The following is a 25,634-nucleotide window of genomic DNA, read 5'->3' on the forward strand; positions in this document are numbered from 1 at the left end:
ATAATCCAGACAATACAAAATATTTTAAACATTACTTCAAACTCTGACCGTAGAGTAATTAAAGCAACTACTCGACAGAAGGTCAGCAGATGTTTTCAAGTTTCCGTTTGTCAAAAAAGATTCCCGCACTGGTCGTAGGCGCCGCCGCAATCGTGGGCGTCGGCATAGGGGTTTCGAGCTATGTCACATCTGTCTACAGCCTCGAAGAACTGACCAAGGAACGCCTTCTGGCAGCTGCCAACACGGGCGCAGACGAAATTCACGCGTATCTGGAGACAATTGAGCACCAGCTGGTTCTTATCGCCGAGCATCCAGGAACTGTCACTGCCGTTCAGGATTTCACAAAGATCTGGAACGAATGGAAAGAAACCGGCAACGACCCGGTTGCCAGCTTCCAGGCAGCCTACATCACCGACAACCCGCATCCGACGGGTGAAAAAGAAAAACTTTACGACGCCGGCACCGGCACCCCCTACGATGAAGCGCATGCAAAATACCATCCCTGGTTCCACAAATTACAGAAGGATGAGGGATATTATGATGTTTTCCTGTTCGATACAGAAGGCAACCTCGTCTACTCCGTCTTCAAAGAACTGGATTACGCCACGAATTTCAAAGCCGGCGGCGGAAAATGGGCCGCGACAGATCTCGGCACCGTCTACCGGAAAGCCTTGAAGATCACAGAACACAGCGAAGTCGCCTTCACGGATTTCAAGCCCTATGGGCCAAGCCATGATGCCCCGGCCAGCTTCATGGCCCATCCGGTCGTTGAGAATGACGGCACCATAGTCGGTGTGCTTGCTTTCCAAATGCCGGTCAACCGGATCAACGAGTTAATGCGCCATGACCTTGGGCTTGGTGAAAGCGGGGAACTTGCCCTTGTCGGAGAAGACCGGCTCATGCGCAATGACACCAACCACACCCCCGACGTCGATGACATCCTGACGACCACATTGAATGACCCTGTTATCGATAAAGCCTTTGCCGATGGCGAAGCCTTCGGGTATGGCGAGCTTCATCGCGGCGAACTTCTGGACATCGAGGCGATCAAGTTCGATTACCAAGGCTATCATTTTGCCCTGTTGGCAATTCAGTCCTATGAAGAAGCGACAGCCCCGACCATTGCTCTTCGCAACCGGTTGTTGACCATCGGGCTCATTCTGCTCTGCATCGTGGCCGCCGCCGGCTATTTCGCCGCGCGCGCGATCACCCGCCCGATCAAGGACATCGTCCGTTCCATGAACCAGCTGGCAACCGGCGACACCAAAGCCCAGATCCCCGGTGAGGACCGCACCGATGAAATCGGAGACATGGCTCAGGCCGTTACAATCTTCAAGGACAACGCTATCCAACGCGAACTTCTTGAGGTCCGTGCCCAATCTGATCTGGACAAGGAACGTCAACGCCAAGTCTTGCTGGACACATTGATCCAGAAATTCAAGTCCTCCATGTCAGACCGGCTCGGGATGGTCGGAGAACAGATGGAGATGATGCGCGGCGCCGCCACAACCCTGGACGAGCTGGCCAACAACGCGCGCTCGGAATCCGACACCGCTGGATCCGCATCTAAGAGTGCTTCTGAGAACGTCTCAGCCGTTGCGGCTGCGACCGAAGAAATGACCGCGACTGTGCAGGAGATTGCCAATCAGACCGAAGCGACCAGCCATATCGTAACGGAGACAGTCCAGGCGGCCGAGGTCACAAACGGCAACGTCCGGACCTTGTCAGAGGCGGCAGAACATATCGGCAGTGTTGTTAATCTTATTCGCGATATCGCGGAACAGACCAACCTGCTTGCCCTTAATGCGACAATTGAAGCTGCCCGCGCAGGTGAAGCGGGACGTGGATTTGCTGTTGTTGCCTCCGAGGTCAAGGAGCTCGCGGAACAGACTTCCAAAGCAACTGACGAAATATCCGGACAAATTACCGGAATTCAAAGTTCTGTCCGCGATGCGGCTTCTGCGATTGAAGGCATCACGGAGAAAGTCTCCACGATCAAGGATCTGACTACGGCAGTTGCCGGGGCCATCGAAGAGCAGAGAGCTGCTAACCAGGAGATCGCCCGATCCGCCAAATCCGCGGCAGACAGCACTCTGGATGCAGCAAACCGAATGGAATTCGTGTCGAGCGCGGTGGTGGAAACGTCCGGAGAAGCCAGCTCGGTCAACACGGCCTCAATGTTCATTTCCCAAAGCAGCGATGCCCTTAGTCAGGATGTGGCAGACTTCCTGGAAGGGGTTGCCAAAGATGTGGAAGACCGCAGACGCGCAATTCGCAAACCAGTCTCAACAGGTGTGAGTATTAGCCTTGAAGACGGAACTTCCCGAACCGTACAACTGGCGGACATCAGCGTTACCGGCGCCCATATTATGGATACCTCGGACATCAAGATCGGCATAGGAATTGTGCTCAATTTTGAAAATGGTATTCAGCTAAAGGGAACCGTAGTCCGTGAAACCGGTGCCGGTTATGGGGTCGCGTTTAACGAGCCCCTACCGGAAGAGCATGAGCTGATTGCGGCCTAACAACCAGGGCATTTTCGATCAAATTGAAGCCTATTTGATGACTGCATCTGGATCGCTCGGCAAGCCGCCTGTGCGGTTCGTGGGCCAAACTGCACAACACAACCGAACGGCTCGCTGCTCTCTCACAGGCCGGGGTCCATTGTGCGCCGCCATTGCCGGGTTGCGCGAGTCGCAAGCAAACACCCGAGGCACACCGACTGCCTTGGCAGCAAACAAAAGTGTACCGGTCCGCTTGTTCAATTCTATCGGAAAACTCGCCAGGCCTCTCCTGTCTGAAACTCCCTGCGACAGCGTGCCTGGGGCATTGCTCAAACACCCTCTGGATGAATTCACGGCGGGGCTCTGCAACAATTCGCGTGTATCCAGGTGTCCGGACGCGTTGAATGAAGTAAATCATCTGACCCCACCAGCAGCTTGATTATCAAGGTGTTTTGGAACAGAGGCTATTCGTTAACCGAGTTTGGCGGGTTTCCTCCGATCCAGAGAATGCGTCCGACACTTGCATGCCAAACTGGCCTCCGCTCAGCCCTGCTCTTTCGGAAACTGCATTGTGCCTTCTACTACACTGCCATTTCCTTCGTATCTCAACGAATCGAAACACATCTGCAAGGCCATCTGGATCCCACGGCCATTGGGCCGGTCCGGCGAAGGTTCGAACGATAGCATCTTCAGATGATCGAACCCCTCCCCCTGGTCAATAACACGGATCGTGACATCTGCTTCCCGGGCACAAAAATGAACCGTCACATAACGATCTCGATAAGGCTCTTCTGACTGGCGCCGATCTATCTCTTCCATCAAACGTCCATTGAGCATCAATTTGGTTTTTTCATCCATATTGATCTCAAGATTGCCATGCTCCACCGCGTTGGAGAAAAGTTCCCAGAAGCCAAGTGAAGCCCGCGCCGGATCTGGTGTATTAAGCGCCAGCATACTGGACAGTCTTTCCGCCTCGGCATGGGTCTTGAATTCAAAATGCCCCTCCAGCAAACGTCCAAATGACGAGTGATGGGCCGCAACATACTCGCAAATCTCGTCGCCTGAAGGATAGGTATCAGTTGCCTTCGCAAGCGACGGCCCCGCCGAGATGCTTTCTTGTTTGGGTTTTGGTGTCATAAATAGCCTACTGAAAAGTGTTATGGACAGTAGTTCAAACAAACAAGCGTCAGATCATCGTCAGGACTGCTGGGCGAGTTCGACAAAAGGTGGCTGACAACATCCTCAACCAAACGGTCCGGCTCCAAATCCCCAGTCGACGCAGAAACCAGCGCACATAACGTGTCTGGACTGAATATGGATTGCGGAGGTTCAGGCGTCTCTATCAGGGCATCGCTATACATGAGCAGGAATGACCCTGGTTTGAAATCGATGCCAAGAGCCTCGTAATCGCTGTCTTCAACAAGCCCCAACGGAAGGCCCGCAGTCTCCAGTAACCGCAAATTCCGATCCGTACTTTGATCCCCAACCAAAACCGGGGGTGCGCTTGCCGAAGAATAACTGAGGGTTTCTTTTGAGAAATCGATGAGGCCGCAAAACATCGTAGCAAACTGGCCACGCGGCAATTGGGTATACAAAAACGTGTTTGCCATACCCAGCAAGTGGTTTGGACTTGCACTTTTTGGCGCCACGTTGTTCAAAAACGTCTGAAATCGAAAAGTATTCAGAGCTGCACCAACCCCATGTCCGGAAAAGTCTACCAGACAAACCATCAGCCTTTCAGGGCCCAGCTGGTGGATGCTCCACAAATCGCCGCCCAAACCAATTGAGGCCCGGTAAAAACTTCCGAACTTAACAGGATATTTGGCCTGCACCTGCTCCTGTACCGCAACACCTGGAAGAATAGCTTCCTGCATTTTGCGAGCTTGATCCAGCTCCTGCGCCATACGATCATGGTATTCGAAAAGACGTTTTATAAGACGCCGCCGGTCTAAATGAACCCGCAATCGACCGACCAGTTCAAGATGATCAACCGGTTTTGAGATTAAATCGGAAGCGCCCGCGGAAAAAGCCCCATTCCGGTCCTCCGGTTTGGTGAGGCCTGTCATAAACAAAACGGGCACATCTGGCATCTCGGTACCGGCTCGAATCTTCCGGCATAAATCGTAGCCATCCATAACCGGCATTTGAATATCCGTCAGGATTAAATCCGGGTGCCAGGCATGTGCGGCTTGGAGTGCCTCCTCCCCGTTTGCAGCAACTTGTATGTTGTTAAAACCATGAACTTCGAGGTACTTCCGGATCACCGACAACATAACGGCGCTGTCATCAACAAGAAGGATACGTGATGTTGTCAGAGGTTCAATCGCAGCGCCTTCTTCTGCTATCAACGCAGATGCAGGATCCGTCACTTAACTGACCTCCCGGATATCCAGGATCTTGTCAAATTTCCCAAGCTCGAGCAGCGACTTAACATGGCCGGTAGCGCCCTCGATAGCGAGATCCCACCCATTCTGCTTGCCTTGCTCATGCGCAACTACAAACATTCCAAGCCCGGAAGAATCGATCGAAACAAGTTTTTCCAGATTGAACACGCATTTCCTGGTTCCAAGCTGCGTTATCTCGTCCAACATCTTTCGAAAAGCAGTGTGATCTGAAAATGTCAATCGACCGCCCAATACAACATGGGTTGCGGTATCGGAAGGAGTGATATTGGCATCCATCTTTAATGCTCCCTCGGCTTCGGCTCCGGGATTCGGACCGATAAATAAAACGACATTGGCCGCGTCATTGGCCACAGATTGAACATCAACTCGTCGATCTAGAACAATTCGATATCGTCATCACCGTAGTCATCCCCAGCCTCTTCGGTGGCTACGGTGCTTTGGGAAACGGGCAACTTCACCACGTCCGCACTCTCCTTTGTCACAGCTGCTTCGGGATACCACATCTGCTGAAACCGTATACTGAGTTCATTCAGACTAAAGCTTTGAATTATATTTGTTTTCATGAAATCTTCAGGCTGCCGCTCCTGCCAGGGGACCGCCACAGCATCGATCGCCTGTGATCTCAACTTCTCGTTTTCCTGGCTAATGACCTGAAGCGCGCCATTCACGTTTTGCAGGACCTGTTTGCAGCGGTCATGGAACTGCAAACTGATAACCGTGCCTGAGATATCCCGGGTAATTTCCTGCGTGGTTCCTGCAGTCGATTGGAGAACTTCGGAAATTTGCTCGTTTTGCAGCACCAGCTGGTCAATAATTTTCGCAAAACCCGCATTCACTTCAAGTTTTTCCTCGGAAATCTCCATAGTGGCGATTTCTTCAACTAGCCCCTGCGCACCCTGAACACCCTCGGAAATCGATGTAATCTGTGTCTTCAAGCTGGTTGCCAAGGTGTCGACGGATTTTGCAAGTTCACGCACTTCATTTGCCACGACCGCAAAACCCTTCCCGGCTTCACCTGCACGCGCGGCTTCGATTTTTGCGTTGAGAGCCAGTAGATTGGTTTGACTGTTGATCCTCTCGATACTCGCCACACTATCTTCGACTTTTTCCAGCTCGAGAGTAATGTCCTGCAGCCGGTAGACCATCTTCATGCCGCGCGAAGACAACTGCAGGATCTTTTCAATTAGGTCGGAGAGTATGTCTTTTAGACTGCCCGCAAGTTCAGGCAATTTGCGCGGAACTCCGTCAACTTCTACGGATTCCGCCAAATCGGCAAGGTTCTGAATCGTGGTAAACTGTTCTTCGGATTTTTCCGCAATGTTATGAAAACGATCAGTGACGGCCTCGATGTTTTCATCAAGCATAGAATTTGTGCGATCAATTTCCGCCATCAAACCATCCAAGGCCTGTCTCTGAGCCTCGCTCAACCCTAAATAGTCGGCCAGAAGATCTTGGGCGCGGACGGACTCGGTATCAGACGCCACGAGCTCCGCATCGTTAAAATCGACAGTATTTCCGTCTGCGGAATGGCTCTTCATAAAACACCCCCTTGCAACACCTCCAATATTATCAAGTTTAGGTTGAGATTTAGTATACTAAAGACACAACCAAAAACCAATTTTACCTAAACTCGAACAGCCCCACCTTTTTCTTTTACGCAAATATCCAAAATTCTACCCGCAATCTTACCTAGAGGTAATTGAGTTTCCACCCCTCCCGCTTCAAAAGCAACTTTCGGCATTCCGTAGACCACCGATGTTGCCTCGTCCTGACCAAGTGTTTTTGCCCCCGCAGTGCGCATTTGAAGTAGCCCTTGAGCGCCGTCTTTGCCCATGCCGGTCAGTATTATGCCGATTGCGTTTTTTCCGGCTGCATTGGCAACTGAGTGCAATAGGACGTCCACGGAGGGACAATGCCCCGTCACCCTATCTTGTCCGCCGACTGAGCACACGTAGTTGGCACCGCTCCGGGATATCCGAAGATGTTGATCGCCTGGGGCCAAATAAACATGACCTGGGAGAATCCGGGCCTTGTTTGTTGCCTCTACAACGTTTACCGCACATATCCCATTGAGCCGCCGGGCAAAAGTTGATGTGAAGGAGGCCGGCATATGCTGTGTGACAACCACTGCTGGACTCGCTGCCGGCAAAGCAGCAAGCACCTCTGTCAAGGCTTCAACCCCTCCCGTGGAAGCACCAATTGCAACGATCATTTCCGTGGATGAAAAGCCCGCGGCCGGGGTCAGCGTACTGGACGGCCGGACCTTAGGGGCTTGCTTTACCCGTACACGGGCAGCAGCTGCGGCCTTTACTTTCTCCGCAAGCTCCCTGCCCTTTTCTGCAAGGCCATGCTGCAAGTCCTGAGTGGGTTTCGCTACATAATCTACAGCACCCATTTCCAGCGCTTGCAGTGTCGCGTCGGCCCCTTGCTGCGTGAGTGAGGACACCATGACAACCGGCATCGGCCGCAATGCCATCAATCTCCTTAGAAATTCGAGGCCATCCATGCGCGGCATCTCTATATCCAGAGTGATAACGTCCGGATTCAGCTGTTTGATTTTTTCTCGAGCGACATATGGGTCTTGCGCGGTACCAATAACCTCAATTCCGGGATCCGCAGACAACAACTCGGTCAGCATCTGGCGAATGAGTGCCGAGTCATCAACGATGAGTACACGTGCGGGATTTGTAGACATATTCTTGCGCCTCCTCAGCCGAACAATTCAACATCGCCGGATTCGACAGGGGTTTCATTGAGATGCGATTTATAAGTGCATTCAGTTTGCGCCACTTTGCGATCCGCGCTGTCTCTCAGAAGTAATCGTTGCACACTCCCCGTGGAGGGATCGTAGTGGATACGCCTGCCATGCTCGCCGCCGAGGTCTCTCGCAACAATCGGCAACCCCTCACGTTTCAGATAAGACAACGCAAACTCTGCGTTTTTCTGCCCGACCATTGTTATCCCCTGATACAAAGTTGCCCCGCCAAACAGCTTGATCTCCAAATCTGAACGCGAGCATCCCGATGCTAAAACATCATTGATCAATGCCTCCATCGCGTGATTGCCGTATCGCAGGGCTGCAGTCACACCGTTCCAATCATGCCCTTCACTTTCGGGCAGCATAAAATGGTTCATTCCACCAAACCCGGTATGCGGATTGCGAATACAAGCAGCCACACATGATCCCAGCACTGTGATGATGATTTCATTCGATGCTCCTGTCGTATATGAGACACCAGGCAATACGCGTACTGCATATTTTTGCAATTTTACATTGAATGTCCGGACGATTTCGAGGCTTGCTGATTTCGGTGTTCCGGCCGGAGCCGGAGATGAACCAGCAGAAGCCACTATTCAGTTCTCCTGTAAATCGTCCGGCCCATTAGCTGGAACATGTGCTGACTATCAAGCAGTGTTTCGGAGTGGCCGATATAAAGCCAACCTCCAGGTTTGAGCATTTCGCAATACCGGCGGATCAACTTCGATTTGGTCGGCTCATCGAAATAAATCATGACGTTTCGGCAAAAAATGGCATCAAATGGCCCCTTCATTGGCCAAGGCCCCAGAAGGTTTAACTGTTTGAATGTTATCAGTTTTTTGAGCTGATCGGATGCTGTGAGGAATTGCTTGTCTGCACTCAGACTGAAATATCGCTTCCGCAAACTATCCGGGACAGCTTCAAGATCACTGCTGGAATACCTTCCCGACTTACCGCGGCCCACCATCGACGTGTCGAGATCCGTCGCTAAGATACGCGCATCCCACGAACCCAATCTCGGGAAGGCCCCAGAAAGCGACATGGCAATCGAATAAGGTTCTTCTCCAGAAGAGCAGCCTGCCGACCAGATTCGCAGCTTGTTGGTCCCGGTCTTATGTGCTTCTTCCTGAACCTGCTGAAACACGACTTCCTTCAAGTGATCGAAATGGTGGGATTCACGGAAGAAACGGGTCAGATTGGTCGTGATGGCATTGATCAGCGTCCCCAGCTCGTCATCCCCGCCAGGGTCTTGAAGTAGACGGCAATACTCCCTGAACGAAGACAGCTCCAATTCCCGCAAACGTCGCGCGAGACGGGAATAAACCATATTCATTTTGTGGTCTTTCAGCACAATTCCGGTTTGCTCGTGAACGAGCGACGCCAAGTACTTGAAATCCTTAAATGAGAATGGAAACTCTCTTTGTTCGGCGACATCAATTGACGCCATGACTCTCCCACCTGTTTTAACAACTGTGCAGCAGACCAAGCCGCTGCACAGTTTCTAGAGGATCATTCAAGTGACTTAGAATTCTTTCCAATCGTCATCCGCGTCAAAGGCGGTTTCAATATCTGACTGCATGGCCGCAACAGCTCCGCCGCCACCGCCAGACGCCACCCTGGCTGCAGGCATTGCCCTTGCCACCGGCTTAGGCTTTGTCTGCCGCACCGGAGCTGCCGCTGCTGTTGAAGCCGCATCAACCGAGAAGTAGGACATACGCTGGTGCATACCTTCGGCCTGCTCCTGCAACATCCGGCACGCGGCCGCATTTTCTTCAACAAGGGCTGAGTTTTGCTGGGTCATCTCATCCATCTGGCTGATGGCCTTGTTGATTTCCTCAACACCGGTTGCCTGCTCAGTGCTTGCCGCTGCAATTTCCGAGACGATATCGGTTACCCGTTTGACTGAGTCGACAATCTCCGTCAGCGAGGTGCCTGCATTGTTGACCAAATCAACACCATCTTTCACCTGCGACCCGCTTTCGATGATCAGCTGCTTGATATCCTTCGCGGCCTCAGATGATCGCTGCGCCAGAGACCGAACTTCGGATGCGACAACTGCAAATCCTTTGCCTGCGTCTCCTGCTCTGGCCGCTTCCACGGCCGCATTCAGCGCCAGAAGGTTGGTCTGGAAGGCAATTTCGTCAATCACTCCAATGATGTCGGAGATCTTCTGGGAGGAGTCTTCGATTGCAGACATTGCTGTGACAGCTTTACCAACGACTTCTCCGCCGTCCGATGCCACGCCGCGAGCATTGATCGCCAATTGATTGGCTTGCTGTGCATTGTCCGCGTTCTGTTTGATGGTCGATGCAATTTCTTCCATAGAAGCAGCGGTCTCTTCCAAATTGGACGCTTGCTGCTCTGTCCGTTGCGACAGATCGTTTGTACCAGTGGTAATCTCGGCCGAGGCGTTGGTTACCTCATTCGCACCGACAACCACGTCCGTAACAATCTCGCCAAGGCGCGAAGCCGTGTCATTGAGCTTGTTCTTGAGGTCCTCAAAGCTGCCGCTGTAGGTCTTGGTGATGCGGCTGTTCAAATCGCCCTCGGCAAGCGCACCCAGGTTAACACTGACATCATCCAAGGCAGAGCCAGTTGTATCGCAGAGGCGGTTCATAGCTTCCGCCAAGCTGAGCATGAAGCCGGACTTGCCGTCCAGAGGCACCCGTTCTTCGAAGTTGCCACCAACAACCGCATTCACAACGGTGTTGATTTCATTTTCAACCGCACGCTCTTGTGTCACATCCTTCCATTCGACAACCGTACCCAAACGGTTTCCTTCTGCGTCCAGGACTGGATTTGCGATCAGATCGAAGATACGGCCGGCAACGTTGATACTCGTTTCATAGGTGGATGAAAGCCGCTCAAGCATGCCCCTTTGGTGCGCCGGGTTCTTGTGGAAGACGTCAATATTGGAGCCAACCAGTTTGTTGACATCAAACTGAGACAGTTCCTTGCGCAGATCAGCCTCTGCATTGCGCATCATCGATGTTACGCTGTCATTCAGATAGACGATGTTGAAGTCGTTATCCGCCACCATGACATTTGTAGAGCAGTTATCCAGTGCAACACGGATCCGCATATTATCCTGGAAGGCTGTTTTAGACTCACGCTCAAGCGCCACTTCTTTGGTCTTGTCGGTCCATTCAACAACTGTTCCCAGCCGGTTCCCCTGATCATCCATTACCGGTGTCGCAATCAGATCAAAGATACGGTTGCCAATTGTAAGGGATGTCTCATACGGCGATGTCAGGGTTTCCAACATCCCGCGCTGATGGGCTGGGTTTTTGTGGAACTGATCAATGTTGGCTCCCACCAGTTTTTTTGCATCAAACTGCGGCAGCGCTTCACGAAGATCAGCTTCAGCGTCCTGCATCATTTCATTGAGAGATTCGTTCATATAAACAATGTCGTAGTCATTGTCCGCGACCATCACGTTGGTCGTACAATTATCAAGCGCCACGCGAATACGCATGTTCTCACGCGCTCCCTGATCTGCTTTCTGCAGGTCGCTCCGGAGCCGTTCGAGGCTATTGGCCATCGCTCCGATTTCGCCACCGCTTTCAGTGTCAGTAACTGTGACATCCAGCGTCCCATCTGCGATTTGACTGATTTGCTCACTCAAACGAACAAGCGGACCGGAAATGCTGCGGCCGATAACAAACGCCAGACTTACACCGATGATCAGGCCAACGACCAAGAGGCCAACCATGAGAAAAATCATGGTCTCCAAGGCTGAGTAGGCGTGATTTGCCTCATAGATCAGCTTTTCAGCATGAACCTGCTTGAAGCCACCTGCACGCTCGCCATCACTGCCGACTTCGCCGTCAATAAAGTCCAATATCTGGTTTTGAAGAGGAACCAGTGTCTCACTCACCTGGAAAGCGGCCATATTCCAAGAAGGCGCCTCACGGAGTTTGAACAGCTCGGCAGGAACCGATTTGAAATCGTCATAGGCCCCTGCAAACTTTGCAAACTCTCTGGATTGGGAATTACTGAAGATCCCGGAGCTATCTTCAAGGGTCTCAAGCCGGTTCTCCAGAATAGCCCAGCGTTCCTCAAATGCAGCTTTGGCGCTCGGGTCGCCAGAAATCAGATACAGCCGCAAATTCGCGACGGAATTGGCGAGATTACCTCGAACGTCCGCCATGGTCTTCAGCAGCGCTTTACGCTCTGCTGTTGCGCTCAGTTTTTGCTCATCGTCAATCATCGCAGTGATTTGAGAAAACAGCGCATCGGTAAGCGGCGTGGCTTCTTCGCTCAGCATCTTTAATGCCGGGAATGCCGCCGGAGTGCCGATAATCTGTGTAATTTCACCCTGAACTGAAACGAATTCTTTAAAGGTGGTTTCAAGTTCAGCCCACTGCTTTTGCTCTTCAGCCGACAGCAAATCAGCCTTCTTATGGAATTTCTCGATGTGATGCTCAAGGCCGGTCAACGCGACTTCGTGCTGTTGCCGTGTTCCATCATTCGGATTCAGGATAAATCCGCGAAGCGCTGAAACCGCCCCTCGAACATCCTCAGATAGTTGGGCGCTTGACAGCGTGACTGGCGCTCGAACATTCGCAATATCGCCGACATCGTGTTCAATCGACCTGCTTTGCACAATCGAAAACACGACAGCAACTGGCAACAAAAGCCCGACCGCTCCGAAGCCTATTGCAAGCCGCTTGCTGATGTTTAAATCCGAAAACTTGATGGCCATTTTTCAATTCCCCATATTCGTCATCGGCCGTTAGGCAGCGACGTCTGCGCTCGACCCAAAATCCCCACGCTGAAACAGCTTTTCGAGCGACAAAAGAACGACCATGTTTTCCTCAACCGGGATAATGCCGGAAAGAAACTCAGCCGCAGCGATACGATCCATGTCCGGGACAGGACGGATCTGATCTTCGTTCACGGTCAAAATGTCGGAGACTGCATCGACGAGCAGACCCATGGTGCGCTCTTTTACTGTGACGATAATGACGACGTGAAAAGGTGTGGTCTCAGTGCGCCCCAGGCCGAACCGGCACCGCAGATCAAAGGTGGGTACAATCGTACCACGGAGGTTCAGCACCCCGAGATTGTAGTCCGGCTGATTGGGCAATGGCGCCGTTTGCGTCCACCCCTTGATTTCCCGCACAGCCATGATGTCGATGGCGAATTCCTCATCACCGACCCGGAAGCTGATAAACTGATGCAATTCCCCTTGGTGTACCGGTGCGGCATCCCCCGCCGCATCATTCATGGGGACATTGTCTGCCTGTTCGCTCATCCTTTTTTCCCCGTATTTAGTCACACTGTGGCCGGCGATTGAGAGCCGTCCGAGTTGGTCAATGGTACTGCCGGAGAAGACGGCGACGAGCCGAGGTCTTCCGATAGTTTTGTTCGAGCTGCCACCACTTCCCGGTGCGCAGGAACCTGCAGCATCTTCAACTGTTCAATGTCGAGGATCAGTGCGACCCGCCCATTGCCCAGAATTGTGGCCCCAGAAACCCCGGGCACCGGATCGAAATTCTCTTGGATACTTTTGATCACAACCTGCTGCTGACCGATCAGTTCATCAATCAGCAAGGCAACCTTGCCGCCATTTGCGGTTTCGGTGACGACCACCAACCCCTTGCATGGATCACTGATGGCATCGGGTACATTGAACAGCTGGTGGATACGGATCAGGCGAATGTATTCGCCTCGCATGGCAACCACTTCACCACCACCTGCCAACGCACGGAACTGCTCTGTGGTTGGCCTGAAACTTTCCACGATGCTTGTTAGTGGCAAGATGTATGTCTCGGCACCCAATGCAACCAGCATTCCGTCCAGAACGGCAAGCGTCAGAGGAATGGTCAGCGTAAAACGGGTTCCTTTGCCGAAAGAAGACTGCACAGAAATACGACCACCGAGATTGTTGATATTCCGGCGGACAACATCCATCCCGACACCACGTCCAGATACATCGGTGACAGATTGCGCCGTTGAAAAACCCGGGGCAAAAATAAGATCGTCAATTTCTTCATCGGACAGCTTTGCGTCTGATGGGACAATCCCCTTCTCCACGGCCTTCTTGAGCAAAGTATCCCGGTTGATACCCTTTCCGTTATCGGTCACTTGAATGATGATGTTGCCACCAGCGTGACGCGCGGAGAGCTTGATCGTTCCAAGAGGTTTCTTGCCGTTCTCGACCCGAACGTCCGGATCTTCAATCCCATGATCGATCGCATTGCGGATCATGTGCGTTAGCGGATCGGCCAGTTCCTCGATAACCGTCTTATCGACTTCGGTCTGCTCCCCCTCCGTGATCAGACGAATCTGTTTGCCCAGCTTGCCGGAAACTTCCCTGACCAATCGTGGCATGCGGGCGAACACAGATTTAACTGGTTGCATACGGATCGCCATGACGCATTCTTGAAGCTCGCGAATAACACGGGCCATCTCCTCGTGGCCCTGTAGGCTCATCCCAGTTGTGCCCGGTCGTCCGTCACTGGCCTGCTGAGCTTGCATGGATTGCATAATCACCAGCTCTCCAACGACATTCACCAGCCGGTCGACACGTTCCAAGTCCACCCGGATTGACGACATGCCGCCTTGCGCAGCAGCTTGTTTGGACCCAGCTTCCGCTGGAGCCTTTGGAGCCGTACTCGACTGTTGTGAAATTGCAGCGGGTTCGACAGGCTCCGGCGCGTCCGGTTTCTGTTGCACCGCTGCCTCTTGCCCGCTCTGATCCTGAACTGGCGCAGTTTCCACATCCGCGTCAACCGCTTCAGCTTGCGCCACAACCGTGACTTTCAAATCACAGTCGTCTTCGACGAATTCAAAAACCTCACGGATTTCGTCCTCGCCATGATCAGTGGCGAGCAGAATCGACCAAGAGAGGTAAGAATCTTCCGGCTCCAGAGACGTCAGGTGCGGCAGTTGGGAATAGTCACAGGTGACCACTGCATCGCCCAGCCGCTTCAACTCGCGGATCAATAAAAGCGGGTCGTTTCCGTGACGAAAGAGCACCGAGTGCGGACGAAACTCGATAGAGAATGTCTGGCGAGACCCGGAACCTCCCGATTGTTCAGGTGCCGTCTCTTGATGCGCGTTTGTTTCAGTGTCTCCACCACCCTGAATCTCGGACAGGATCTGATCGAGGTCCGCTCTAACGTCCGCACCGTAGCTGGCATCCAGTGCCACTTCGCCTTGCGCCGCCTCGACCATAGCCGCCAGGATATCGCCCGCCCGGATCAGAACATCTGCTACATGTTTGGTCTGTGGAATTGCGCCATCACGCAGATGGTCCAGCAATGCTTCATATCTATGAGCGAATTCGACCAGCTGCATGAAGCCAAAGGCCCCTGCACCTGCCTTTATAGAATGGACCGCACGAAAAATGGCGTTCAAGGCTTCGCTGTCGGCCACCTCTTCCTGCATGAGCGCAAGCCGCTCATCCAGATCTGCAAGCAACTCCGTACATTCTTCAAAGAATGTTCTCTTGAACTGCGCGAGTTCGTCATTGCCGAAAGATTGGCCAGACATGAAACCTTATCCGTAAGTTTTTAGGGGCAGACTTTGTTCACAACCTGGACGAGTTTGTCCGGCGTGAAAGGTTTGACTATCCAGCCGGTGGCGCCAGCAGCTTTGCCATCAGCTTTTTTTGCGTCGCCTCCTTCGGTGGTCAGGACGAGAATGGGGACAGCACGGTGGCTACCGCCCCCACCCCGGACCCGTTTTACGAGCGTTACGCCATCCATATTCGGCATGTTGATGTCTGTAATAATGAGGTCGACCTTGTCCTTCTCGAGGACGGACAGTGCTTGAACACCGTCTTCTGCTTCGACGACATCAAAACCAGCACCTTTCAATGTGAAGCGAACCATGTCTCGCATGGTTTTTGAATCATCTACTGTCAGGACGCGCTTACTCATCAATCTTTGCTCCACTGTTCGATCTGGTCGGAGAGGCCCAAATCCTCGAAGACTTGCTGGAAACTTTCGGTTTGGCTGATAACCTCGAATTGCTGTCCATCACTTCCAGCTTGCAGCGCAGCTGCAACCAGCACTTGAGCGGCGGGCGTACCGATCTGATCAACTTCGCCGGCGTCTATTTGCAAGTTGGAGTTTTCCAACTGCGCAGCCCGCAAATCTTCGGCCAATTGCTGGACGCGAGAGAAATCAACACAACTTGGAAGCTGGAATGGACTGTTCGTGTCGCTTGTCATCAGGATCAACCATATCTAGTAATTTTACCACCGATACAAATATCAGTGTAATTAATCTGAAACTTACTCTACGTTATAATAGAATACTCTCCTGTTACCATATGGTTAACTCAATCTGTATGAATGCAATCACAAGATCACAACCGTATGTAAAATCTCGATTATTTAATATTTTGGAAAATTTGATTTATTAACCTGGCATCGCGCTACTAATGCGTGCGCAAAATCCAAGGGTGACACAATCTGGTAGAATCACTTGATGCCTCACAACGATCTGCAGTTGCCAAAAACATCTGATAACGCCGCTAGACCGGACGCTACGGACCATCCGCCCGCTTTGATCAGCGCGCTTTCCGAACCCGATGCTCTCATTTATTGGTGGGTGGATATCGCATATCGGAAAGTGCAGTATTCACGGAGTTTCTGCCGGCAAATTGGTGTACAGCGCGATACCTTGAAGTCAGATCCGAATGCTTGGCAGCCTTATGTTCATCCGCAAAACCTTGAAGAACTGAACAATACTCTCAAAAGCCTTCGAAAAGACTTCGTGGAGGAAAAAACGCTGCAAATCCGGTTCTGGGGCCCCGGAGGCGAATGGCAATGGTTTAAAACCCGAATAAGGAAAGTACATAATCCTACAAAACACGACAGGCCCTTCGGACTTATCCTTTTTCAGGACATCACTGCCGAGAAACGAGCCGAGATGATGCTGAAGGATCAAAGCTCTCAACTTGCCCATGCTTTGAACAATGCAAGGCAAGCCGTCTGGGACCGGGATTTCAGAACCGGCAAAACCTTTTACTCTCGAGCGTGGTCTGAAATGTTAGGGTACCGGCCCGAGGATATCACCGACGATCCAAACATGTGGCAGACACTGATGCACCCAGATGATCTGCCTGATGTACTTGCCGCGGACCGAGCCCATCTTAACGGCCAGACGGAGAGGTTTCGGCAGGAATTTCGAATGCGCCACAAAGATGGCCATTGGGTTTGGATCTTGGATCGGGGGCAGGTGGTAGAACGGGACGGCCAGGGAAACCCTCTCCGAATGATCGGCACTCATGCGGACATCACTCAGCGGGTTGAAACCCATGCGGCCTTGGAAGCATCTCAAAGAAAGGCCGAACAGGCAGCTCAGGCAAAGTCGGATTTTTTGTCCAATATGAGCCACGAACTCCGCACCCCCCTAACCAGCATTCTCGGTGTTTCGGATTTACTTTTAGAAGAGTTGCGCGGAGTTCTAGCGGATCAATACATTTCCGCCCTCACCATGCAAAAGGAAGCAGGAGCCGGATTGCTGGCCATCGTAAATGACATCCTTGACTTCACTAAAATCGAAGCCGGCGATCTGCCAATCGAAGATACACCCTTTTGTTTACCTGAACAGGTCGCGACCGTCCTGGATTTGGTTGAAAAAATCGCGGAGAACAAAGGCGTCTCGGTTCATCTCAAGATAACGGACAGTAGTCTGGATCATGTCACCGGAGACCCTTTTCGAACCCGGCAAGTCCTTATCAATCTCGTATCAAATGCGATCAAATTTACGCCTTCCGGAGGACTGGTTACTGTCAGTATTCGACAAAAGCCGGAAGGTATAGTCGAGTTTCAGGTCGCGGACACCGGAATCGGGATCGCACCAGACGTCATTCCGAACTTGTTTAAGCGGTTTACACAGGCAGACACGTCCACCACGCGCCAATACGGCGGCTCGGGCCTTGGCCTTGCCATATCGCACCGGCTCGTCGAATTGATGGGCGGCCACATCGATGTCGAAAGTACCCCAAATGAAGGCTCAGTGTTTACGTTTGAAATCCCGCTAGCGAAAGCAGAACCTGTAACAGCGCCATCGCAAGATACTGTTCCCACCATCCATTGTGAGGAAAAGCTTGACGGTATTCGCGTCCTTCTTGCCGAAGACAATGAGGTCAACCAGGCTCTGATAAAATCACGCCTCGAAAAATCAGGGGCTACGGTTCACGCCGTGTCCAACGGGTTGGATGCGGTTGATGCAGCTAAGACCGAAACTTTTGATGTCATCCTAATGGATATCCAGATGCCCATCATGGATGGAATGGAGGCCAGTCAGGCCATCAAGCAGGACTCTGTTCAACCAGATTGCCCAATCCTGGCCCTGACCGCGAATGTCTATGCCCAAAAGAAAGCCACAAAAGATGGCATTCCAATAGACGCCTGGCTCACCAAGCCAGTCGACTGGTCTTTACTGATCTCTTCAATCGCTAAGCTTCGCGGCAACGGGCAGCTTGATGAAACACCTAATGCGGCCGGCGATGACACGATAAATGGCGAAAAACAAACTGACGAAAATGGGTCAGCTTCTTTGACACAGGAAGCCGAAGCCGACAATAACCCGCAATTGAAAGAGATGCTGGATCTGGTTGGAGCTGAAGAAACCTTGCGCCTGGCGCAAGTGTTTGAGGAAGAATTGAAAACCCGACTGGAAGTTGTTCAGGCGGAACGCGAGAACCCTGCAGAACTCTCTCGACAGGTTCATGCACTTGCTTCTGCTGCATACTCGTTCGGCTTCATCGCACTCTCGGATTGTTGCCGTAAGATCATGGCCTTGTGCGAAAACACAGATCCTGATCTAGCCTCAACCCTTGATGAATTCGACGCATTAGCTTCACAAACTTTGCTTTCCATTAGTCGGATATCAAATCAGCTAAGCACTGCAGAGTGATGAGACCGCTGCTGTTAGGCGTATTAAGGCCATCTATTACCAGCCGCGTTTACCAGCATTCGAAACACCTTTCAGCTGATACAGCTGAATACCCAGCAGGCTACCACCACATCAGCCCCACAAGCTGCATCTCCGAAAACCCTTGCCAGTCGTGCGGGATGACCGGAGCAATATGCCCCGGCCGATCCAATTGCAAATCCGTCCCTATTTCAGAGACGCAATAAACGCATCCACCTCGGTCAGCGACAGGTACTCCACTTCTTCCGTACCGCTGTCTGTGAATTTCCAAACAACAGCTGGCGCGGAAACATCGCCATTGGCGTCAAAACGGACATTGCCGGTCGCGCCCTGATACATCACAGTGCCGCCTTCGGACAACGTGGCTTTTGCAGCTGCGAATCCGGCCGCATCGGCAGTGACCGCCTTGCCGTTGGGATCGGTCACTTTGGAAACGGCCGCAGCAATATCGGCACCAGAGGCACCCTTGCCGGCTGCTTCCATGGCGAGCAAGGCGATCATGGCCGCGTCATAGCTGTTTGCCAGACCCGGTCCGTTCGGCTCGGAGCCGAATTTCGCCTTGTATGCCGCCTTGAAAGCGTCCGCGCTCTCAACACGCGGCGAAGCCGTGTCCGTCCCCAAGGCACCGCCAAGATATTGCAGGCCGACATTGTCCCGGAACTCGTCGGATTTCAAAGAGTTTGCCAGGATCATGTTCTGCGTACCGCCAAGCGACAGCCATTCGCGCACAGCCGACGTGCCTTCGGTCGGATAAAGCGCCAGATAAAGCGCTTCCGGCTGGCTGCCGAGCGCCTCGGTGACTTCGGCACGATAGGATGGTTGGGCATCGTTGATCGCAACAGAGGCCGTGACCTTAACCCCGGCCGCGGCAAAGTCCGCTGCAATCAGTTTGGCCATGTCCTGGCCCCAGTCATCGTTCTTGTAGAGGATGGCGACCGATTTGAAGCCGTTGTCTGCAGCGACTTTGGCGCCCATCGCAGACTGAACCCCGGTGGTTGCAAAGGTGCGGAACCAAAGGCCCTTGGTCTTGCCCTCTTCCGCCAGCCTGGTGAAGGCCGTTGACGAGGAACAGCAGGACATCTGCATGACACCACTGGGCACCGTCACAGACGAAAGAATCGGCATGGAGACACCGGAAGACACTGCGCCCAGGAGCACCTTCACCCCTTCCAGATCGACCAGCGCCTTGGCCGCGTCAACGCCAACCTTCGGATCGACCTGAGTGTCCCGCAAGATCATCTCGATGGAACAACCCCCGGCGCCACCCGCTTCATTAACCTGGTCAACAGCGAACTGGGCAACTTCTGCGATCGGCCGGCCCCAGTCCACAGAGGTCGGCAATGCCGCTCCGATCTTGGTCGTACAGTCCTGGGCTTGAACACCGCTGCTCAGAGCCGTCATGCCTGCGGCGACGGCCGCAAAAACAAGTGCTTTTCTCATGTTAGTCCCTCTGCTTGTGTCTTTTCCCGGTGTCCTCCTCCGGGTTGCGAAACGACCAGCTGCTCGGGGAACAGACCTTGAGGTCTCCAGAGCAGCATGCCGACGATCACCATGCCGATCAGAACAAACTGGATCGAACCGGTGTAAAGTTGAGCTTCAACAGGTGCGAAGCGGGACAGGGCCCAGCCGGAAAACGTCCAGGCGCCCCAGATCAGAAAGGCGCCCGCCATAGCGCCCTTGTTGTTGCCAGCACCACCAACAATCAGCATCGCCCAGATCTGGAATGTCAGGATCGGCAGAACATCCTGCGGGCTGACAAAGGCGTAGAAAGTGCCGTAAAGCCCGCCGGCAAGACCGATGATTACTGAACCGGTAACAAAGGCAGTGAGTCGGACCTTGTCGGGAGATTTCCCGAGTGAGCGGGCGGCTGTCTCGTCCTCGCGGATTGCCCGCAACAAGCGGCCGAAGGGCGAGACGGTCAGGCGTCCCAGGAAACCATAGACAAGGATGAGAAAAATCAGAACGGCGACCAAGAACAACAGATTGTAGCCAAAGCCACTGCCGAGAATGTTTTGGAACGGGCGTTCGAACCCTCTGATCCCCTGAGCTCCGCCCGTAACTGCGGTTGCGTTGCGCATGACATTTTCAAAGGCAACGGCAACTCCGAACGTTGCAATCGCCAGATAGTCATGCCTGAGGCGAAGCGTCAGCTTGCCGACCACCCAGGCCAGCGCACCGGCGAAGATCATACCGCCTATGAGCGCCAGCGGATAAAACAGCTCAAAACCACCAAGGTGCCCGTCCTGCGGCGTACCGCCGAGGATCAGTGTTCCGTAGGCGCCAGCCCCGAACGAAGCGACAACGCCTCCATTGAAGAGCCCTGTGTTGCCCCACTGAAGGTTCAGTCCCAAAACGGCAATCGCGAGGATCGCGGCAACGGTCGAAAAGAACACCAGATAGGAGATGACACCAATCATGCCCGTGCCTCCCCAAACAAACCGTTGGGACGCACCAGAAGGACAGCCAAAATCATGAGGAAGGGCACCGATGGGCTATAACCGGAGGGCAGGATCACCAGCGCGAGGTTTGAGGCAATGCCAACAATGAAACCGCCGAGCACTGCCCCATAAACGCTGCCGATGCCGCCAACGATGGTCGCGGCAAAGATCGGTAAAACCAGGTCCCGGCCCATAACTGGGGTGATCTGATAGCTTAGGCCATAAAAGATCCCGGCGACCGCGCCGAGCCCTCCGCCGATGATCCAGACCGCGGCAATCATCCGCTTGAGGTTGACGCCGTGGACTTGCGCAAGGCCTGGATTTTCGGCAACCGCCCGAAGGGAAAATCCAAAAGTGGTTCGCGATAAGACCAGGTGTAGTGCGAGCATCAAAACAAGCGCGGCGATCAAGACAAACACCTGATCCGGTTTTACTAAGAGCAACGGATCCCGCGACAGCACCATCGCAAAGGCGATGTCGCTGGAATAAAGCTCGCCGGACAGGCCAAAGATCAACCCGATCACATTGCGGATGATGAGTGCCATGCCGAAGGATGCAAACACCATGGAGAGTTCTTCGCCCTTCTGGCGAACTCTTTGAAAGACGAACCGGTCGATTAAAACGGCGGAGAGGCCGGTCAAAGCCATGGACAGGACGATTGAAATGGCGAGCGCACCCGTCATCGAGAGCGGGCCGATTTTTTCCGAAAGAACCGGCAACAGGCTCTCGAACACCTTGTCAAAAACCAGTGCACAATAGGCACCTATCGACAAAAGCTCGGCGTGCGAGAAATTCGCAAAGCGCAAGATGTGCATGGCCATGGTGAGACCGATTGCGCCGAGCGACAGGAAGGAACCGACCAGAATACCGTCGACGAGATGCTGGATCATGCCGGCACCCGCCTTTCCCCGCCCAGATAGATCCGGCCGAGCGCCGGATCCTGCAAAAGATCCGTTGCGGGCCCGTCAATCTGGTTTCGGCCCTCGGCAAGCACATAACAATGATCAGCCCGTTTAAGAGCCTGTTTGACGTTCTGCTCGACCAACAGGATGGTCACGCCGTGGTTGGTCAGCTGCTTGGCGTGATCAAGCACTTCTTCTGCAGCCTTTGGCGAGAGGCCGGCCGATGGTTCGTCCATCAGGATCAAAACTGGATCTGCAGCCAAAGCCATCGCAACGGCCAGAAATTGACGTTGCCCACCAGACAAGGAACCTGCCTTGTCGCGCTGCTTGTCTGCGAGTACCGGAAACCGTTCGTAGAGTTCAGACAGTTTGTCCGCAGCGCTTGTGTGTTTTTGCAAAGCCAGATCAATGTTCTGGCGGATTGTCAGCGTCCTGAACACATTGTCCGTTTGCGGAACATAAGCGATGCCAGCGCTCGTCATGCGATCAGGGGACAGGCCCGTGATGTCCTGACCGTTTGCTGTGATGCTTCCTTTGCTGACTGGCAAAAGGCCGACGACTGCCTTGATCAAGGTCGACTTTCCGGCCCCGTTGGGACCGATAATGACCGTCAGTTTTTCACGTTCGGCCTCTAAGGACACATCCCGCAAGATCGGCAAATCTGGAACATAGCCGGCAGTCACGTTGTCAACGGAAAGCACCGCATTAGGCATCGACCGGTGCTCCAAGATATGCATCCAAAAGAACAGGGTTGGACTGAGCTTCTTCAGCTGAGCCTTCAAAGACGACGCGTCCCTCGGCAAGGGCGATCACCGGATCGCAGTGGCGCATCACAAAATCCATATCGTGTTCAATGATGAGAAAGGTTTTTCCGGACCGATTGAGCTCTTCGATCTTGCCGATCAGCACTTCGGTAAGTGCCGGGTTCACACCAGCGGCCGGTTCGTCCAAGAGGATCAGTTTCGGATCGCCCATCAGGACACGCGCCAACTCCAGCAGCTTCATCTGACCGCCCGATATCTTGCCAGCCGGCTGGTCAGCAAGCGGACGGAGGGTCACAAATTCAAGAACCTCGAGCGCACGCTTTCGAATGGCGGCTTCTTCCTGACGGATCCTGGCACGGCCAAAAATCGGAGCAAGCAGCCCCTCCCCGCTCTGATCCAGCGGCGCCAGCATGACGTTTTCCAAAACGCTCATGCGCTTAAAAGGCCGCGGGATCTGAAAGGTGCGGCCAAGGCCAGCTGCGAAACGTTGTTCCGGCGCTAGTTTGGAAATGTCCTGACCATCAAAAACGACCCTCCCACTACTTGGCGCCAAGTCTCCGGCAACGACGTTGAAGAGTGTCGACTTACCGGCGCCATTTGGACCAATGAGGCCGGTAATGGATCCACTTCGGATATCAAGCGACACCCCATCCACGGCGAGAAAATCGCCGAAGGACCGGGAGACGTTGGTCAGCTTGAGGATCGGCTCAGCCATTGGCCGCTCCAAGAACGGCATCGTCCGGGCGGGTGTTGAGATTGTATTTCATGATCCGGCCATGGCGCCCGTTTCGGTCGCGTTCCAGCCCAAACACGTCGCCTTGCGGGCCTGGCGCGGTCTTAAGTAATGCGTCCATGCGTGAAAGATCCTCCGCGTCGAGTTCAAAGCGGAAGACTTCAAGGGTTTTCGGCAAATGGCGGGCATAGCGCGCGCCCACAATAGCCGCTGCGACTTGAGGCTGCTGCAATACCCAGCGGGTCGCAACTGAGCTCAAAGTCACGTTGTGACGGCGCCCAATGTCATTCAGCAAAAGAAGCAGTGTTTGAAACCTGTCCCAAGTCCCAAATTCATCGATGATCAGACGGTATTTGATCAGGGAGCGGTTTTCGAATTGAAAACCAGGGTCCGGTTTTCCAAGCCAGTTCTCGGTCAAGAACCCGCCGGCCAACGTGCCATAACATAGAAGCTGGACATCATGAGCCGCCCCCCAGGGCGCTAGGACCTTGGCAGCGCGGCGGTCCAGAACAGAATACTGCACCTGTGTCGAGACCAGATCGATACCAGCATCCAGATAAGGCGCGGTTTCCTTCACGTCCCAGTTGGTGACCCCCAGATGGGCGATCTTACCCTTTTCCTGACAGCGCTTGAGCGTCTCCATCGCCTTGACCGGCGCACCAATCGACGTATCCCACCAGTAGAACTGCACCAAATGCAAGCGGTCGATTTGCAGGCGCTGGAGCGAGCGGTCGACAATTGCTTCCACTTCGTCTGCCGAGAGGTCTTCAAGCCTTTCCAGATCCGGCACCAGTTTGGTGTGTACCTGCACCCGGTCCGCAATCTCCGCCCCACGCCGCTGGCGAACATCGGCAATGAAGGCACCGATCATCTCCTCAACGCCGGTATAGATGTCAGCGCAGTCGAAAGAGGTAATCCCGGCGTCGAGGAACGCTTCCATATCCGCAATTGCGGCGGCCGGATCTACCGGGCCATGATCTCCTGCAAGCTGCCATCCGCCCTTGATGACGCGGGAGATGGCGTAGCCGGGCCGGAGGTCTGCGGTCTCAGCGGTCATTCCACCTCGTCCTTCTGCCAGTAAGGTGTGCTGCGCTGATCCGGCAATCCGGTTGTCTCAGAATGGCTGAACCAGCGCTTTCTTGTCCGAGTGATCCGGAACCGCCCGCCGCAATGCGGATCTGGACAGGCAACTTCGGCGTCCGTGCTCATCCAGTCATTTGAACTTGTCGGGCGTTGCTTGGCGGGAAGGAGTGGCAAGACGGCAGCAAGGGCGTACATGGACACCCGCTGGTCTTCTTGGAAAACCAGCGTTTCCCCCTCAACGGCGAAACTCTCGCCTTCGACATGCCGGCAAACCGGCGTGCGGCCGTCCAGAACCGTTTCGACTTTCAAGTCATACAGCCAGAAGCCATCGCCGGCTTCGGCCGCTGCATCACGGTCCATCCCGTTTGAATCTTCCGCCACCGCGCTCCCCACTTTTTTGTTTTGGCGCCTTGATTGTGATCTGTGATATTTTATACCATATCTCAAAACCAGATTGTCAAGACAAGAAGCCAACGTGGCCAAAGGCTGAGGGATGAACGAGCCAAAGATTGCCAAGATCGATCAGTCGAAACTGAGGGAAAGCGTCTATGAAGCGCTGCGTGAAGCTTTCACGCGCGGCGCTTTTGCGCCGGGCGAAAGTGTAAGCCTCCGCACACTGGCCGATCAGCTCGGCACCTCAATGACGCCGGTGCGGGAAGCCGTGCGCCGTCTTGTTGCCGAGGGAGCGCTGGTCGACACGCCCAGCCGGACCCTGGAGGTGCCGCCTTTCGATGCGGACCGCATGCGGGAGCTGAAGTCCGCCCGCCTGGCCCTGGAAGCCATTTTGCTGGATGAGGCCATGGACCACATGGATGAAGCCGCGATCAATACTCTTGCCGCGGTTATTGCCCGGCCCCGGCCTGAAGGCGAGTTGCCGGATTTGACGCAAAATTACGAGTTTCACTTCACCCTTTACCGGCATTCCCGATCCAGGGTCATTCTGCCGCTCGTTGAGGCGTTGTGGCTTCAGTACGGCGCATTTTTGAACCTCGTCGTTCAGGAAAAAGCAGCCTCTGAAATCCCCGAACACATTCACCACGAGGAAATCATTGCGGCGTTGCGCGCCAAAGACCGTACAGCCGCGCAAAAGGCTCTTGCTCAAGACATTGAACGCAGTTTCAAGCTGCTCCTGCCGGAAACCTGAAGGAT

22 protein-coding genes are annotated in these 25,634 nt (G+C 53.6%); 3 read left to right on the top strand and 19 right to left on the bottom strand.

Annotated features, from left to right (window positions below; translation table 11 throughout):
- Positions 1-89: 89 nt before the first annotated feature.
- Positions 90-2,525, top strand: a complete 2,436-nt coding sequence (locus tag FJ695_RS25165) for a methyl-accepting chemotaxis protein (RefSeq protein WP_141188008.1) — start codon at positions 90-92, stop codon at positions 2,523-2,525.
- 522 nt (positions 2,526-3,047) lie between these two features.
- Here FJ695_RS25165 and FJ695_RS25170 read toward each other — a convergent pair.
- The 12 genes from FJ695_RS25170 to FJ695_RS25225 all read right to left on the bottom strand — a co-directional run bounded on the left by FJ695_RS25170 (position 3,048) and on the right by FJ695_RS25225 (position 15,849).
- Positions 3,048-3,683 (bottom strand): ATP-binding protein, encoded by a 636-nt coding sequence (locus FJ695_RS25170; protein ID WP_141188009.1) that lies wholly within the window; start codon positions 3,681-3,683, stop codon positions 3,048-3,050.
- Positions 3,662-4,873, bottom strand: coding sequence for a PP2C family protein-serine/threonine phosphatase (locus tag FJ695_RS25175; protein WP_141188010.1), 1,212 nt, complete (start codon positions 4,871-4,873; stop codon positions 3,662-3,664). Before FJ695_RS25175 ends, FJ695_RS25170 begins: the two co-directional genes overlap by 22 nt.
- Positions 4,874-5,260 carry an STAS domain-containing protein gene (locus FJ695_RS25180; protein ID WP_141188011.1) on the bottom strand — a complete coding sequence of 129 codons (387 nt, stop codon included), beginning with the start codon at positions 5,258-5,260 and terminating at the stop codon, positions 4,874-4,876.
- 23 nt (positions 5,261-5,283) lie between these two features.
- Positions 5,284-6,447, bottom strand: coding sequence for a methyl-accepting chemotaxis protein (locus FJ695_RS25185; protein WP_141188012.1), 1,164 nt, complete (start codon positions 6,445-6,447; stop codon positions 5,284-5,286).
- Between the two features lie 86 nt (positions 6,448-6,533).
- Positions 6,534-7,604 carry a chemotaxis response regulator protein-glutamate methylesterase gene (locus FJ695_RS25190; RefSeq protein ID WP_141188013.1) on the bottom strand — a complete coding sequence of 357 codons (1,071 nt, stop codon included), beginning with the start codon at positions 7,602-7,604 and terminating at the stop codon, positions 6,534-6,536.
- Between the two features lie 14 nt (positions 7,605-7,618).
- Entirely contained in the window at positions 7,619-8,260 is a 642-nt protein-coding gene (locus FJ695_RS25195) for a chemoreceptor glutamine deamidase CheD (RefSeq protein ID WP_209010808.1), read from the bottom strand.
- A complete protein-coding gene (locus FJ695_RS25200) occupies positions 8,260-9,114 on the bottom strand; it encodes a protein-glutamate O-methyltransferase CheR (RefSeq protein WP_141188014.1) in 855 nt (284 codons plus the stop codon). The genes FJ695_RS25195 and FJ695_RS25200 overlap by 1 nt, the downstream gene beginning before the upstream one ends.
- A 75-nt stretch (positions 9,115-9,189) precedes the next feature.
- Positions 9,190-12,372 (bottom strand): methyl-accepting chemotaxis protein, encoded by a 3,183-nt coding sequence (locus tag FJ695_RS25205; RefSeq protein WP_141188015.1) that lies wholly within the window; start codon positions 12,370-12,372, stop codon positions 9,190-9,192.
- A gap of 30 nt (positions 12,373-12,402) precedes the next feature.
- Positions 12,403-12,924, bottom strand: a complete 522-nt coding sequence (locus FJ695_RS25210) for a chemotaxis protein CheW (protein WP_247653736.1) — start codon at positions 12,922-12,924, stop codon at positions 12,403-12,405.
- 20 nt (positions 12,925-12,944) lie between these two features.
- Complete coding sequence (locus FJ695_RS25215) at positions 12,945-15,167, bottom strand: chemotaxis protein CheA (RefSeq protein WP_141188016.1); 2,223 nt, start codon at positions 15,165-15,167, stop codon at positions 12,945-12,947.
- 20 nt (positions 15,168-15,187) lie between these two features.
- On the bottom strand, positions 15,188-15,556 hold the full coding sequence (locus FJ695_RS25220) for a response regulator (RefSeq protein ID WP_141188017.1): 369 nt from the start codon (positions 15,554-15,556) through the stop codon (positions 15,188-15,190).
- Positions 15,556-15,849, bottom strand: a complete 294-nt coding sequence (locus FJ695_RS25225; RefSeq protein WP_141188018.1) for an STAS domain-containing protein — start codon at positions 15,847-15,849, stop codon at positions 15,556-15,558. Before FJ695_RS25225 ends, FJ695_RS25220 begins: the two co-directional genes overlap by 1 nt.
- 259 nt (positions 15,850-16,108) lie before the next feature.
- Between FJ695_RS25225 and FJ695_RS25230 the strand changes: the two genes are divergently transcribed.
- Positions 16,109-18,547, top strand: a complete 2,439-nt coding sequence (locus tag FJ695_RS25230; RefSeq protein WP_141188019.1) for a hybrid sensor histidine kinase/response regulator — start codon at positions 16,109-16,111, stop codon at positions 18,545-18,547.
- Between the two features lie 204 nt (positions 18,548-18,751).
- Here FJ695_RS25230 and FJ695_RS25235 read toward each other — a convergent pair whose 3' ends face one another.
- The 7 genes from FJ695_RS25235 to FJ695_RS25265 are packed head-to-tail and all read right to left on the bottom strand — an operon-like array spanning position 18,752 to position 24,878.
- Positions 18,752-20,005: an ABC transporter substrate-binding protein gene (locus tag FJ695_RS25235; RefSeq protein WP_141188020.1), complete on the bottom strand. Its 1,254-nt coding sequence runs from the start codon at positions 20,003-20,005 to the stop codon at positions 18,752-18,754.
- Positions 20,002-20,982 carry a branched-chain amino acid ABC transporter permease gene (locus FJ695_RS25240; protein ID WP_141188021.1) on the bottom strand — a complete coding sequence of 327 codons (981 nt, stop codon included), beginning with the start codon at positions 20,980-20,982 and terminating at the stop codon, positions 20,002-20,004. The genes FJ695_RS25235 and FJ695_RS25240 overlap by 4 nt, the downstream gene beginning before the upstream one ends.
- Complete coding sequence (locus tag FJ695_RS25245; protein WP_141188022.1) at positions 20,979-21,893, bottom strand: branched-chain amino acid ABC transporter permease; 915 nt, start codon at positions 21,891-21,893, stop codon at positions 20,979-20,981. Before FJ695_RS25245 ends, FJ695_RS25240 begins: the two co-directional genes overlap by 4 nt.
- Complete coding sequence (locus tag FJ695_RS25250) at positions 21,890-22,618, bottom strand: ABC transporter ATP-binding protein (RefSeq protein ID WP_209010809.1); 729 nt, start codon at positions 22,616-22,618, stop codon at positions 21,890-21,892. Before FJ695_RS25250 ends, FJ695_RS25245 begins: the two co-directional genes overlap by 4 nt.
- Positions 22,611-23,384 carry an ABC transporter ATP-binding protein gene (locus FJ695_RS25255; RefSeq protein ID WP_141188023.1) on the bottom strand — a complete coding sequence of 258 codons (774 nt, stop codon included), beginning with the start codon at positions 23,382-23,384 and terminating at the stop codon, positions 22,611-22,613. Before FJ695_RS25255 ends, FJ695_RS25250 begins: the two co-directional genes overlap by 8 nt.
- A complete protein-coding gene (locus tag FJ695_RS25260) occupies positions 23,377-24,459 on the bottom strand; it encodes an aldo/keto reductase (protein ID WP_141188024.1) in 1,083 nt (360 codons plus the stop codon). The genes FJ695_RS25255 and FJ695_RS25260 overlap by 8 nt, the downstream gene beginning before the upstream one ends.
- Positions 24,456-24,878, bottom strand: a complete 423-nt coding sequence (locus FJ695_RS25265) for a TIGR04076 family protein (protein ID WP_371708802.1) — start codon at positions 24,876-24,878, stop codon at positions 24,456-24,458. The genes FJ695_RS25260 and FJ695_RS25265 overlap by 4 nt, the downstream gene beginning before the upstream one ends.
- A gap of 100 nt (positions 24,879-24,978) precedes the next feature.
- Between FJ695_RS25265 and FJ695_RS25270 the strand changes: the two genes are divergently transcribed.
- Complete coding sequence (locus FJ695_RS25270) at positions 24,979-25,629, top strand: GntR family transcriptional regulator (protein ID WP_141188025.1); 651 nt, start codon at positions 24,979-24,981, stop codon at positions 25,627-25,629.
- Positions 25,630-25,634 lie beyond the last annotated feature (5 nt).

The organism is Labrenzia sp. PHM005, from assembly GCF_006517275.1.
In the GTDB taxonomy this organism is placed as follows: domain Bacteria; phylum Pseudomonadota; class Alphaproteobacteria; order Rhizobiales; family Stappiaceae; genus Roseibium.